Raw genomic sequence first — 12,894 nt, forward strand, 5'->3', positions numbered from 1 at the left:
CCCGCGTCCCGAGCCCCTCCGCACCGCCCGCCTCTTCCTTTCACTCAGACACCTAGAAGGACAGCGAACCAATGGCACTCATGCCGGGTGACTCCCTCACAGCGAACAACTTCGGCCTCCAGATCGACGGAGTGATGGTCGAGTACCTCGCCGAGGTCAGCGGCCTCTCGCAGGAACAGGACGTCATCAAGTACCCGCAGAACAACAGCGCCACCGGCAAGGCGGAGACGGCCGTGCTGCCGGGCAACAAGAAGGACGGGCAGTGCACCGTCGTGCGCGGTATGACCCAGTCCTCGTCGTTCAACCAGTGGATCAACGACTCCATGAACGGCCGGATGAGCACGGCGCGCAAGAACGCCTCCATCATCCTCATGGACTACGAGGACAACCCGGTGAAGCGGTACAACCTCCGCAACGCCTGGTGCAGCAAGATCGACGCGAGCACGGTGAAGGCGGGCGACACCTCCGCGCTGACCGAGACGGTCACCATCGTGTTCGAAGAACTGGTCGTCGAATAATGCGGCGTGCGGCCGGCGGGGCGCCTGCGGCCCCCGCGGCCCCCGAGGCCCCTCAGACCGCGGCGGCGGGAGCGGACTTCCCCCGTTCGGCTCCCGCCGCCGCACCCGCGGAGCCACCGGCCGCGACGGCGCCCCGGCAGCAGTTGCGCACGGAGTTCCCGTTCGAGCTGCCGCGCGGGTACGTCGACGAGTCGGGCACGGTCCACCGGGACGGTGTGATGCGCCTGTCGACGGCCCGGGACGAGCTGATCCCGCTGCGCGACGTGCGGGTGCAGGAGAACCCGGCGTACCTGTCGGTGGTGCTGCTCGGCCGGGTCATCACCCGGCTGGGCACGCTGTCGATGGTGCACGACGGGATCGTGGAGAACATGTTCGCCTCCGATCTGGCGTTCCTCCAGGACTTCTACCGCCAGATCAACGCGGAGGGGCACACCCGCGCGGCCGTCGAGTGCCCGCACTGCTCGGAGCCCTTCGAGGTGGAACTCGGCGGGAGCCGCCTGGGGGAATCGTGACGTACGCGACCGACCGGCTGCATGAGGAGATCGCGTACGTCGCCTACCACTTCCACTGGGGCCTGGAGGCGATCCTGGACCTGGAGCACCAGGACCGCCGCCGGTACACGGACCAGATCGCGTCCCTCGTGACGCGTGGCATGGCGGAGGGCTGATCGTGGGATTCCTGGACCGGCTGCGGGGCCGTCGGGACGGCGTCGGCGGGACCACGCCTCCGCCCGAACCCTCGGGTACCGACCCGGGCACGGCCTCGGGCGGGAGCGGCACGGGCGGGAGCAGCACGGGCGCAAGTGTCACGCCCGCTCCCGCGCCCGTGGCCGTCGCCGCATGGACGGGCCTGCCGCCGATCCAGCGGGCGACGGGTGCGGCACGTACGGGAGTGGCGGACGCCGGTTTCGGCGGCCGCCTTCCGACGTGGCAGAACCCGTCGTTCACGGGGTCGCCGTCCCCCGCGGTCCTCGACCCCGCGTCGGGCGACGGCATGCTGTCCGGCGCGGTCGGCACGCCGTCCCGCCCGGCGGCCGGTCTGGAACACCCCGCGCAGTCCCTGCCGTTGGCCTCGCCGTCCGCCGCACCGCCGGTGCAGCGGATGCCGGTCGCCCCGCTGCGGGCGATCCCGGCGGACACCCCGGCGCCGACGGCTGCCCCGACTGCCACGACCTCCACGGTCCAGGCGCCGGGGACGCGGTCGGCCGGTCCGGCCGTGCCGGGTGCGCGCGCGGGGGCGTCCGCTGGTCCGTCGGCCCCGCCGGGGGCGAGGGGCGGGGCTCCCGCCACGCCGAGTGCGCGCGGCGGTGGACCGGCCCCGTCGTCGCCCGCGCCCGCCGCCCCGGCCATGCCGGCCACGCCGGTCCAGCGGTCACGCTCCACCGGGTCCGCGTCTTCCTCGTCGTCTGCGGCACCCGTGAACCCCTCGCCGCAGGCAGCCCGTGGTGTCCGCGTGACACCGGTGCCGCCCGCGCCGCCCCGCCCGCGGCAACCGCTGACCAAGGCCCCGTCCGGATCGCCGGCCGTGCAGCGCCGCGCCCTGCCCTCGACCCGCCGGACCTCCGACGCCCCGCCGAAGTCCTCCGGAACGGCGCCCTCGTCGAGTGCCGACGACCGAGCGGAACCCGGCTCGGCACCGGCCGGGCCCGTCGCTCCGGCCCCCGACTCCGGCGATTCCGGCGGCGACGTCGCGGCCACACCGCCCGTGGCGCCCCCGGAACCCCCGGAACCCCCGGTGCAACGCGCCGTGCGCCCGCAGCAGCAGGGCCCGGCCGCCGCCGACTCCCCGGCCGGCCCGCCCGTCCAGCGGTCGGTTCCCCGTCCGCCTGCCTCTTCCGGCGGCGCCCCGGCCTCCAACGCCCCGGTGCGCGGCTCCTCTTCGCCGTCCGGCGACAGCGCGGCATCCGGTATGCCGGGCCGCCCGCCCGCACCTCCGGTACAGCGTGCGACGCGGGCCTCGGGCGGTCCGGCCTCCCCCGCCCCGGCCGGCGGTGCCTCCTCCGGTACGCCGGTCCAGCGGGCCGCGTCACCTGGGCCGAACCGGCCCACACCCGCGACGGGCAAGGCCGCGCCGACCGGGACACCGACGGCACCGGCCACCACCCGGCCGGCCTCTCCGGCCTCTTCGGCTCAGGGAGCCTCCTCGCCGTCCGGCGGCGGCACGGAGAGCGGTACGCCCGTCCAACGGGCCGCGTCACCCCGGCCGAACCGGCCCGCACCCGCGACGGGCACGGGCACACCGGCCGGCACCCCGCCCACTCCGGTCCAAGGCACCACCTCGCCGTCCGGGGGCGGCACGGCATCCGGTGCGCCGGTCCAGCGGGCCGTGGAGCGATCCGGCCCGGCACCGGCCACCCGTCCCGACCCCGCCCGCGGAGCCGGGGCCGCCGACCCCGGTGAGCGCCGGTCCGCCGCCGCACCGGAGCCCCCGACGACCGGTTCCCCCGTACAGCGGGCGGTGCCCGAGCAGCACCCCCGCGCCGAGGCACCCGCCCGCGCCAACTCCGGTTCCGGCGCTTCCCGTCCGGGCGGTGACGCCCCGTCCGCCCCCGGCGCCGAGGCGGCGCCGCACACGCCGGTGCAGCGGGCCGTACCCCGGTCCGGCAGCGCACCGAGCGGCGCGGGCGACCTCCCGGTGCAGCGAGCGGTGCCCCCGGCCACGTCCACCTCCGCCGGTTCCCGCACCGACCGCGGCGCGACCGGCGGCGCGACCGCCCCGACGCCCACGCCCACGCCCACAGCGTCCCCCTCGCCGGAAGCCACCCCGACGAGCGGCGGCACGGCGCCCGGGACCCCGGCCCAGCGGAGCACCGCCCCGCAGGGCCGCCCCTCCGGCGCCACCGACCGCGAGCCGTCGGCACCCGACCGCACCGCGCCGAGCAGCACCCCGGTCCAGCGAGCCGTCACCCGGCCCTCCCCCGTGACCCCCGCACCCGCGCCCCCCGCCCCGCCGGTCCAGCGTGCCGTGGCCCCCGTCAACCCCGCCCCCAGCGGCGGCAGTACGGGAACTCCCTCCGCCGCCCGACCGACAGGCACCGGCGACGGGCCCACCGCTGCCCAGCGGCCGTCCCCGACGCCCTCACCCGCGAACCGGCAGCCCGAGCCCTCCGCCCGGCCCGGCACCCCGACGGGCGCCCAGCAGCCTCCCGTCCAGCGGAGCGCGGCGGCCCCCGGCAGCCCCACGGCACCGCAGGCCGCACAGTCCGCACAGCCCGCCCAGCCTTCCCAGGCCGTCCCCCCGGTCCAGCGCGCCACGAACACGTCGATACCGTCCGCCACGGCGCGGCCCCCGGTGCAGCACGCCACGGAGCGCGCCGCGGAGACACCGCAGCCGCAGCCGCCCGCCGGGAACCCGGCGACCGAGTCGGCCCCGGGCGGGCGGTCCGCGACGCGTTCCATCGGCCCGTCCGGATCGCCCGGCCCGTCCGCCGCCGTACCCCCGACCCGCCCCGGGACGACCCCGCCGCCGGCCACCACCCACCCGGTGCAGCGCAGCGCCACGCGCCGTCCGGGTCTCGGCGCCCCCACCACGGCCAAGCCGGCCGACGCCGTACGCCCGGCCGCGCTCCCGTCCACCGCCCCGCAGGCCCCCGTGCCTCCTGCGGCCAAGGGCCCGTCGGCCCCGGCTCCGTCGGCCCCCGTCCCGCGTCGCTCCTCCCTCGGCGCGCCCCTCTCCACGCCGCCCTCGGACACCACACCGATCACCCCGGCTCCGACACCGGCCTCGAACGCCCAGCTCAGCGGCGGCCGTACGGACCCACCGGTCCAGCGAGCCGCCACCCCGGTCGCGGCGCCGACCGCCACGACGACCGCGCCCACCGTCACAACGACCGCTCCGACGGTCACCACGCCCCCTCCGGCCCTGACCGGGACCGCGCCGACCATCGCGACGCCGACGCCGACGCCCTTCCCGACCACGGCGTCCCCGCTTCCCTCCCCGGGCTCCCCCTCCCCGGCCCTGGCAGCAACCCCCGCCCCGTCGTCGCCGTCGTCGCCGTCGCTGCCCGTCGCCGGTGGCGCGACCGTCCAGCGCGCAGCGGCAGGCCGCCCCGCGCCCGCGAAGGCGGTCCCGCTGCGCCGGCCCACGGCGCCCGCGGCCACCGCCACCGCCACGCCGCTCCCCGTGGCGCCCCTGACTCCTCCCCCGCCGGCCCCGTCCACCCCGCTGCAGCCGCCCGCCCCGCAGCCGGCCCCGGCCCCGGCCCCGGACACCACCTCCGCTCCCCCCGTGCAGCGCCTCTTCGGCCACAGCCGGGGCCGCACCACCCGCGCCCTCGCCGCCGCGGCCGCGCACACCGCGCTCCTCCCGCTCAACCGGGCCCAGGAATCGTCACAGCAGCCCCCGCCGGACGACCCGCCCCCGGCCTACAGCCCCCAGGCCCCGCAGAACGACCAGCCCGCCCAGTCGGCCGGTTCCGCCCGGCGTCCGGAGGCGTCGGAGCCGCCGCCCGGATACACGAGCGTCCCGGAGGGCGGGCTCGACCCGAACCAGCTCACCGAGTTCCAGCTCGACGCGCTGGTGAACCGGATCATCGGCCGCGTCACCCGCCTCGTCCGCACGGAGCTGCGCATGGACCGCGAACGGATCGGCAGACTGCGCGACCCCCGCTGACCCGCGACCTCCCCCGCACACCCGACAGAAAGGCCCACGCGCGATGTCCCGCAAGGATCCGGGCTCCACGGTTTTCTTCAGCCTCGCCATCGACGGCGAGAGCCTCGGTTACTTCAACGGGTGCGAGGGCCTGTCGTCCCAGGTGGAGATCGAGCAGCGGCAGGAGGGCGGCAACAACGGCTTCGTGTGGCAGCTGCCCACCCGCGTGTCCTTCTCCAACATCCGGCTGACCCGGCCCATCACGCCGGACACCGCCAAGGTGGCCAAGTGGATCTCCTCCGTGCAGACCGGCATCAACCGGCCCACCGCGCAGATCTCGGCGCTGCGCGCGGACGGGTCGCTGGTCGCCCGGTGGGGGCTGATCGACGTACTGCCCGTCAGCTGGCAGGGCCCTAGTCTCGACCCCAACAACCCGGCCGTGGCCAACGAGGTCCTTGAGATAGCCCACCACGGCTTCACCGACTGACGGCGCCGAGGGACTGAGAGGAAGACCCATGGCAAAAGGCAGCAAGGGCGCCGGCAAGAGCCTCGTACGCGCCAACCTCGCCATCCACGAGCCCCCCACCGGCACGAGCACCACGCCCGGTGCGCTGATGCGGACCTTCGGCTTCGAGTTCAACCCGGCCCAACTGTCGCTCACCCAGCGGACCCAGTGGCAGGCGACCCCGACGGCGGCGGTGCGCAAGGCCGCGAAGCCGCAGTTCATGGGCGCCGAGCCGCGGGAGATGACGCTGGAGATCTTCCTGGACTCCTCCACCAAGCCCAACGGCAACACGGTGCTGAAGAAGGTCGAGTCGCTCCTCAAGTGCTGCGAGGTGACCGCCAAGAGCCTCGCCGCCGACCAGCCGTCGCCGCCCTGGGTGGTCTTCGAGTGGGGGTCGTTCTCCACGGCCCGGTTCACCGCGTACGTCGCCTCCATCGAGGCGTCGTACACCCTCTTCGGCACCTCCGGCATCCCCATCCGCGCCACCTGCCAGGTGCACCTGGTCGAGATCCCCGGCCCGACCAAGGGGCAGAACCCGACCTCGGGCGCGCTCACCGCCCAGCGCGTGCACCGGGTGGTCGCGGGCGACTCCCTGCAGTCGCTGGCCTGGCGGGAGTACGGCAGCGCCAACGCGTGGCGCGCGATCGCCGAGGCCAACGGCATCGACGACCCGTCCCGCCTGCCGACGGGCACCGAACTCATGCTGCCCGCCACCGAGGAGGTGCCTCACTGATGGTGCGTCCCGCGTTCTCCAGCATCGTCCAGGTGCGCATCGGTGCCGCGAAGCTGCCCGACGACATCGCCCTGATGCTCGTCGACGGCTGGGTCGACCAGGGCATGAACGTGCCCGCCGCCTTCCGCCTCACCTTCCGCGACCCCGACCACCTGGTCCTCGGCAAACTGGGCGTCAAGTTCGGCACCAGGGTGGTCATCACCCCGGTGGCCGACGGCCAGGGCGTCGGCAAGCCCCTGCTGACCGGCGAGGTCACCGCCATGGAGGCCGACTACGACGGCACCGGCAGCTACACCGTGATCCGCGGCTACGACTTCGGGCACCGCATGGTCCGCCAGCGCCGCGTGGCCGCGTACCGCAACCAGAAGGCCTCCGACATCGCGCGCAAACTCGCCGCCATGGACGGCGTCTCCATCGGCCGGATCCAGCCGACGAAGGGCACCTACGGGTTCATCAGCCAGTCCAACGTCACCGACTGGGACTTCCTGTCCCGGCTCGCGGACGAGAACAACATGGTGATGTCCGTGGACGCCAAGGGGAAGTTCCGGTTCGTCAAGCCGAACCCGTCGGCCGGCGCGCCCTCCCCGCAGACGGACGGCGACAAGAGCGCCTTCGTCCTCCAGGCCCGCCACGACATCAAGCGGCTGCGGGCCGCGGTGACCGCCGCCGACCAGGTCGGCAAGGTCGAGTCGCGGGGCTGGAACGTCACCACCAAGAAGAAGATCACCGAGGTCGCCCCCGCCACGACCGACCCGGGCATCAGCATCGGCTCCACGCCGGGCGAGGCGGCCGGCAAGTTCAAGACCGCCAAACTCGTCGAGACCGCCAACCCCTACGACAAGCAGGACGAGGTCCGGCACGCGGCGCAGGCCCTCGCCGCCGACGTCACGTCCTCCTTCGCCGAGCTGGAGATCGCGGTGACGGGCAGCCCCGACCTGCGGCCCGGCGTGCCCGTGGCGCTCAGCGACGTCGGCAAGCCCTTCGAGGGCAAGTACACCGTCACCTCGGTGCGCCACCACTTCGGCGACAGCGAGCCCTACCAGTCCTGGGTCACGGTCAGCGGACGCCAGTGGCGTTCCCTGTACGGGCTGACCTCCGGCGGCGGCGGTGCCGCGGACCCCGCGAGCGCGCTGCGGCTGCCCAGCGTCGCCAACGCCCTCGTCACCGACGTGCAGGACCCCCTCAAGCAGGGGAGGGTCAAGCTCCAGTTCCCGTGGCTGGACGACACCTACGTCAGCGACTGGGCGCGCAGCGTGCAGCTGGGCGGCAAGGGCGGCGGCGGTGTCTTCCCGATGGACGTCGGCGACGAGGTGCTGGTCGCCTTCGACCGGGGGGCGCTGGACCACCCCTTCGTGATCGGCGGGCTCTACAACGGCCGCGATCTGCCGACCAAGGTCAACGACGTACCGCTGCACGACGGTCTGAAGAAGCAGGCCACCCGGCACACCCTCTCCGACCGCCAGGGCAACCGCGTCGACCTGCTCAGCCAGCGGACCGGCATGCGCAAACAGGGCGTCCGGATCGCCAGCGGCAACGACAAGCTGACCATCAACCTGGACCGCACCAAGACCGAGATCACCGTCGACAGCAAGGGCTCGGTGAGCATCACCGGCAGCCGCTCGGTGTCGGTGGAGGCGGGCACCAGCCTCACGCTGCGCGGACGCAGGTCGGTGATGATCGACAGCGGTGGCTCGCTCGTCCTCAAGGGCAAGGCCATGGTCAGCCTCACCTCGCTGGGCGGCATGGTCAACGTCAGCGCCATGGGCGGGGCCATGAACCTGTCGTCGAGCGGCATGACGACGATCCAGGCCACCGGCATGGTGTCGGTCACCTCCGTGGCCAACGTGAACATCAAGGCCGTGAAGCTCGACCTGTTCGGAGCCGTCTTCGTCAACACCATCAAGTACCCGCTCCCGGCATGACCGGACGCACCGCAAGAGGAAGGCAGGAGGCTTTCTGATGGCCGAACAGTTCGTCGGCTCCGGCTGGTCGTTCCCGCTGCGCATCGGGCCCACCGGCGGAATCGCCCTGGTCAGCGGGGAGCGGGAGATCGAGGAGGCCATGCAACTGGTCCTGGCCACCGCCCCGGGCGAGCGGCCGATGCGCCCCGAGTTCGGCTGCGCCATCCACGACCTCGTCTTCGCGCCGGTCAACGAGCAGACCGCCGGCCGCATCCAGCACGAGGTGTACACCAGCCTGGACCGCTGGGAGCCGCGCATCGAGGTGCACGAGGTCGATGTCACCGCCGGCACCGACCAGAGCGTCCTCTACATCGACGTGCGCTATTCGATCCGCGGCACCAACAACCCGCGCAGCCTGGTCTTCCCGTTCTACGTCATCCCCTCCCACGACGAGCCGGACCTCCCTGACAGTCCGGCCGGCCCCGCCGGCCTTCCTGGCTCTCCCGAAAGCGACCTCTGATGTCCCTGCCCTCCCCGAACCTCGACGACCGCCGCTTCCAGCAGTTCGTCGACGACGCCAAGCGCTACATCCAGCAGCGCGCCCCGGAGTGGACCGACCACAACGTCTCCGACCCCGGCGTCACCCTCGTCGAGACGGTCGCCCACATGGCCGACCAGATCGTCTACCGCCTCAACCGGGTACCGGAGAAGAACCACCTCGCCTTCCTCGACCTGGTCGGCATCACGCTCTTCCCGCCGTCCGCCGCCCGCACGGAGGTCACCTTCTGGCTGTCCGCGCCGCAGGAGGACACCATCCTGGTGCCGGTCGGCTCCGAGGTCGCCACCCTGCGCACCGAGCGGGACGAGGCGGTCGTGTTCGCCACCGAGGGCGATCTGGCCGTGGTGCCCTGTTCGCTCAGCCGTCTCGCCGTCCAGCACCAGGGCGAGGCGGTCACCGACCGGACCACGGACCTCGCCGAGGGCAAGGACCTGATGTGCTTCGCCGAGGCCCCCCGCCCCGGCGACTGCATGCTCATCGGCCTCACCGCCGCCACCCCGCACTGCGCGCTCGCCCTGGAACTCGACAGCCGCGTCGACGGTGTCGGCGTCGACCCCCGGCAGCCGCCCCTGGTCTGGGAGGCCTGGACGGAGGACGGCTGGCAGCCCTGCGAGGTCGACCGGGACGGCACCGGCGGTCTCAACCGCCCCGGCGACATCGTGCTCCACATCCCCGGCGGGCACGTCCTGTCCCGCAACGGCGGCCACGAGGCGGGCTGGATCCGCTGCCGGGTCACCGACCCCCTGCCCGGCCAGCCCTTCTACACCACCTCGCCGACCATCCACGCCGCCGAGGCGTACACCATCGGCGGCACCACCGGCGTCGTGCACGCCGAGTCCGTCCTCGACGAGGCGCTCGGCGAGTCCACCGGCCTGCCCGGCCAGCGGCTGCGGCTCGAGCACTTCCCCGTCGTCGCCGGCGACCCGCCCGTCCTCCTCCAGACCGCCGCCGACGACGGCTGGCAGGACTGGCAGGTCGTCCCGCACTTCTCGGGCTCGCGCGCCGACGACCACCACATCACCCTGGACGCCGCCACCGGCGAGATCGCCTTCGGCCCCGCCGTGCGCGAGGCCGACGGCACCCTGCGCCAGTACGGCAGCGTCGCCCCCAAGGGCGCCGTCATCCGCGCCCTGCGCTACCGCACCGGCGGCGGCAGGGCGGGCAACGTGGCCCGCGGCGCCGTACAGGTGCTGCGCACCTCCATCCCGTACGTCTCCGAGGTCGTCAACCGCGAGGCCGCCCGCGGCGGCGTCGACGGCGAGACCGTCGAGGAGGCCAAGCTCCGGGCGCCGATCACCCTGCGCGCCCAGGAGCGCGCCGTGACCCTGCGCGACTACGAGGAACTCGCCCGCCGCGCCGCCCCCGAGACCGCCCGCATCACCTGCCTGGAGGGCGAGGAGGGCGACCACGGCGCCTACGCGGTCCGGGTCCTCGTGGTCCCGCAGGCCGTGCCCGACCCGGGCGGCCGGCTCCGCTTCGAGCAGCTCGTCCCCGGCGACGCCCTCCTCGGCCGCATCACCCGCCACCTCGACGAACGCCGCCTCATCGGCACCCGCCTGGCCGTCGGCCCGCCCTACTACCAGGGCGTCACCGTCGTCGCCACGGTGCACGCCTTCCGCGGCGTCGACACCGACCGGGTGCGCCGCCAGGCCCACGACGCCCTCTACCGCCACCTCGACCCGCTCACCGGCGGCGCCGACGGCAAGGGCTGGCCCTTCGGACGCCCCGTGCAGACCGGCGAGGTCTTCGCCGTGCTCCAGCGCGTGCCCGGCGTCGAACTCGTCGACGAGGTCGTCCTGCACCCCGCCGACCCGCTCACCGGCAAGCGCGGCGACCCCACCGACCGCATCGACCTGCAACCGCCCGCGCTGGTCTTCTCCTTCGACCACCGGGTCCGCGTGATCGGGGACGGCGCGTGACGGCCGCCGTGTCGCACCGGGGTTCCGTCGACGGACTCGGCTCCTCGCTGCCCATCGCCACGATGCTGCCGGCCGTCTTCGCCGACGACGACCTCGCGCTGCGCTTCGTCGGCGGGCTCGACGACGTCCTCGCGCCCATCCTCAACGTCCTGGACTGCCTGGACACCTACTTCGACCCCGCCCTCACCCCGGTCGACTTCGCGCAGTGGCTCGGCAGCTGGATCGGCGCCGAGACCGACGGCACCGAACCCGAGCCCATGCTGCGCGCGGCCGTCGCCGCCGCCGCCCGGCTCCACCGCGTACGGGGGACCCGGCAGGGCCTGTCCGAGGCCGTACGGCTCGCGTTCGGCGTGGAGCCGGAGATCAGCGAGAGCGGCGGCGCCGACTGGAACGCCCGTCCCCTCGGCCCGTTCCCCGGGGCTCCCCGCCCCCACCTGCACGTCACCCTCCGGCTGCCCGAACCGAGACCCGGCGACACCCATCGCCTGGACACCCTGGTCGCCGCCGCCCGCCCCGCCCACATGCCCTACACGGTCGAAGTGACCGCCTCCGAAAGGACCCCGGAGAGATGACCACGCAGAACTGCGCCGAGTGCGGGACGCCCGCGGAACCGGGCCAGTCCTTCTGCGACGCGTGCGGCGCCGTACTCCGCTGGGACCAGGCCGGCGCCCGCACCGCGCAGCCCGCGACCGCCTCGGCCGCCGGCCGGGACGCCGCCGCACCGGCGGCGTCCCCCGCCGGAGGCGGCCACCAGGCCACGGCGACCGCCCCCTCGCCGTCCGGCGCGCCGGACGGCGAGGCGGAGGACAACCCGACCGTGCCGCAGCCGCGCAGCGCGGCGAGCGCACCCGCCCCCGGCACACCGGACACCGGGGCGGCGGCAGCGAGTGCGGCCGGAGCCAGTGCCGCGGCAGCGGGCGCGGCGGGCGCCGGCAGGCCCACCGACGCGAATGCGGCCCCGGCCGCCTCCACCGCGTCCTCCGCGTCCTCCCCGCCCTCCCCGTCGGCCCCGGCGCCCTCCCGCACCCCCGACACGGACGAGACCGCCCCCACCACCCCGGTGGCACCGGTGGCACCGGCGCCCGCACCGAACGCGCTCACCGACACCATGTCCGACCGCGCCCGCTCCCTCCTCGTCCCCGTCGCCGACCCGGAGGCGCAGGCTCCGGCGCCGCCCCCCGGCATCGCCCCCGTCCTGCCCGGCCGCCCCGACGCGGACCGGCCCCAGGTCCGCGCCCCCGGCCACGTGGACATCGCCAACGGCCCGCCGTGCCCGTGGTGCTCCACCCCCAACCGCCCCGACCGCCACTACTGCGCCCGCTGCGCCATGCCCCTGGTCGCCGGCGGCGACCAGGCCGCCGTACGCGCCCCCTGGTGGCGCAGGCTCTTCGGCGGCACCCGCCGCGAGACCCCCTGGGCCGGCGACCGGCCGCGCCTGCGCCGGGTCTTCGACCGCATCGGCACCTGGATCACCGTCGTCGTGGTCGTGACCCTGGCCGTCCTCGGCTTCATGTACATCCCGGACGGCTACCAGGCCACCCGCGACCACTTCGCCAAGCGCGCCCCGGTCTCCCCGGACCGGATCACGGCCTCGCACTCCTACGCCGGCCACAAGCCCGAGCTGGTCATCGACCAGCTCAGCAACACCTGGTGGGGTCCCGGCATCTCGCAGTCCGGCAAGGGCGAATGGCTCGAGGCCACCTTCACCGAGCCCACCCGCCTGCTGGACGTCATCATCACCCCCGGCGTCTCCACCCGCGCCGAGAAGAACAAGGAGAGCGCCCTCCCGCACCGCGTGAAGGCGACGATCACCCTGAAGGACGGGTCGACCACGACCCGCGACCTCACCCTGGACCAGGGTGCCGGCGGCCAGCGACGCCCGTTCCGCGTCGGCGAGGTCACCAAGGTCCGCTTCACCATCGAGTCGGCCCACGCGGCCTCCGCGGACAAGCAGGTCGCCATCGCGGAGATCGAGTTCTTCGGCCGTTCCAGCGCCAACCGCTCCTGACCCGCGGCAGAACCCTCGGGGCAGCCCTCAGCAGGCCGAAGGCCCGACACCGCGCGGTGTCGGGCCTTCGGCCGGGGGCTTAAACGCCCCCCCGGCGGTTTTAAACATAAACCAGGCCACCACACGGTTTAAGTTATGGGATGTGGTCTTGTGGGGGGTTA

11 protein-coding genes are annotated in these 12,894 nt (G+C 74.6%); all 11 read left to right on the forward strand.

The features are described from left to right. The first annotated feature begins 71 nt into the window (after positions 1 to 71). Positions 72 to 518, forward strand: a complete 447-nt coding sequence (locus tag ACFW01_RS05605; protein ID WP_125495634.1) for a phage tail protein — start codon at positions 72 to 74, stop codon at positions 516 to 518. After that, on the forward strand, positions 518 to 1,030 hold the full coding sequence (locus ACFW01_RS05610; protein WP_234957037.1) for a hypothetical protein: 513 nt from the start codon (positions 518 to 520) through the stop codon (positions 1,028 to 1,030). Before ACFW01_RS05605 ends, ACFW01_RS05610 begins: the two co-directional genes overlap by 1 nt. Then, positions 1,027 to 1,185, forward strand: a complete 159-nt coding sequence (locus ACFW01_RS05615) for a DUF6760 family protein (RefSeq protein ID WP_185832758.1) — start codon at positions 1,027 to 1,029, stop codon at positions 1,183 to 1,185. Before ACFW01_RS05610 ends, ACFW01_RS05615 begins: the two co-directional genes overlap by 4 nt. Positions 1,186 to 2,843: 1,658 nt before the next feature. Next, positions 2,844 to 5,129 (forward strand): hypothetical protein, encoded by a 2,286-nt coding sequence (locus ACFW01_RS05620; RefSeq protein WP_384502447.1) that lies wholly within the window; start codon positions 2,844 to 2,846, stop codon positions 5,127 to 5,129. A gap of 43 nt (positions 5,130 to 5,172) precedes the next feature. Next, positions 5,173 to 5,595 (forward strand): phage tail protein, encoded by a 423-nt coding sequence (locus ACFW01_RS05625; protein ID WP_161328098.1) that lies wholly within the window; start codon positions 5,173 to 5,175, stop codon positions 5,593 to 5,595. Between the two features lie 28 nt (positions 5,596 to 5,623). Then, on the forward strand, positions 5,624 to 6,346 hold the full coding sequence (locus ACFW01_RS05630; protein ID WP_125495521.1) for a LysM peptidoglycan-binding domain-containing protein: 723 nt from the start codon (positions 5,624 to 5,626) through the stop codon (positions 6,344 to 6,346). Next, positions 6,346 to 8,268 (forward strand): VgrG-related protein, encoded by a 1,923-nt coding sequence (locus ACFW01_RS05635; RefSeq protein ID WP_384502448.1) that lies wholly within the window; start codon positions 6,346 to 6,348, stop codon positions 8,266 to 8,268. Before ACFW01_RS05630 ends, ACFW01_RS05635 begins: the two co-directional genes overlap by 1 nt. A gap of 37 nt (positions 8,269 to 8,305) precedes the next feature. Next, positions 8,306 to 8,767, forward strand: a complete 462-nt coding sequence (locus ACFW01_RS05640; protein WP_234957034.1) for a GPW/gp25 family protein — start codon at positions 8,306 to 8,308, stop codon at positions 8,765 to 8,767. Next, positions 8,767 to 10,725, forward strand: coding sequence for a putative baseplate assembly protein (locus ACFW01_RS05645; protein WP_234957033.1), 1,959 nt, complete (start codon positions 8,767 to 8,769; stop codon positions 10,723 to 10,725). Before ACFW01_RS05640 ends, ACFW01_RS05645 begins: the two co-directional genes overlap by 1 nt. A 62-nt stretch (positions 10,726 to 10,787) precedes the next feature. Next, positions 10,788 to 11,297, forward strand: coding sequence for a phage tail protein (locus tag ACFW01_RS05650; RefSeq protein WP_234957296.1), 510 nt, complete (start codon positions 10,788 to 10,790; stop codon positions 11,295 to 11,297). Further along, a complete protein-coding gene (locus ACFW01_RS05655) occupies positions 11,294 to 12,733 on the forward strand; it encodes a zinc ribbon domain-containing protein (RefSeq protein ID WP_384502449.1) in 1,440 nt (479 codons plus the stop codon). Before ACFW01_RS05650 ends, ACFW01_RS05655 begins: the two co-directional genes overlap by 4 nt. The last annotated feature ends 161 nt before the right edge of the window (positions 12,734 to 12,894 follow it).

The organism is Streptomyces sp. NPDC058985 (assembly GCF_042740985.1).
Taxonomy (GTDB): Bacteria; Actinomycetota; Actinomycetes; order Streptomycetales; family Streptomycetaceae; genus Streptomyces.

Coding starts and splice junctions, on each gene's coding strand:
- ACFW01_RS05605 (WP_125495634.1), top strand. CDS start 72: ATGGCACTCATGCCGGGTGACTCCCTCACAGCGAACAACTTCGGCCTC.
- ACFW01_RS05630 (WP_125495521.1), top strand. CDS start 5,624: ATGGCAAAAGGCAGCAAGGGCGCCGGCAAGAGCCTCGTACGCGCCAAC.
- ACFW01_RS05625 (WP_161328098.1), top strand. CDS start 5,173: ATGTCCCGCAAGGATCCGGGCTCCACGGTTTTCTTCAGCCTCGCCATC.
- ACFW01_RS05650 (WP_234957296.1), top strand. CDS start 10,788: ATGCTGCCGGCCGTCTTCGCCGACGACGACCTCGCGCTGCGCTTCGTC.
- ACFW01_RS05610 (WP_234957037.1), top strand. CDS start 518: ATGCGGCGTGCGGCCGGCGGGGCGCCTGCGGCCCCCGCGGCCCCCGAG.
- ACFW01_RS05640 (WP_234957034.1), top strand. CDS start 8,306: ATGGCCGAACAGTTCGTCGGCTCCGGCTGGTCGTTCCCGCTGCGCATC.
- ACFW01_RS05645 (WP_234957033.1), top strand. CDS start 8,767: ATGTCCCTGCCCTCCCCGAACCTCGACGACCGCCGCTTCCAGCAGTTC.
- ACFW01_RS05655 (WP_384502449.1), top strand. CDS start 11,294: ATGACCACGCAGAACTGCGCCGAGTGCGGGACGCCCGCGGAACCGGGC.
- ACFW01_RS05635 (WP_384502448.1), top strand. CDS start 6,346: ATGGTGCGTCCCGCGTTCTCCAGCATCGTCCAGGTGCGCATCGGTGCC.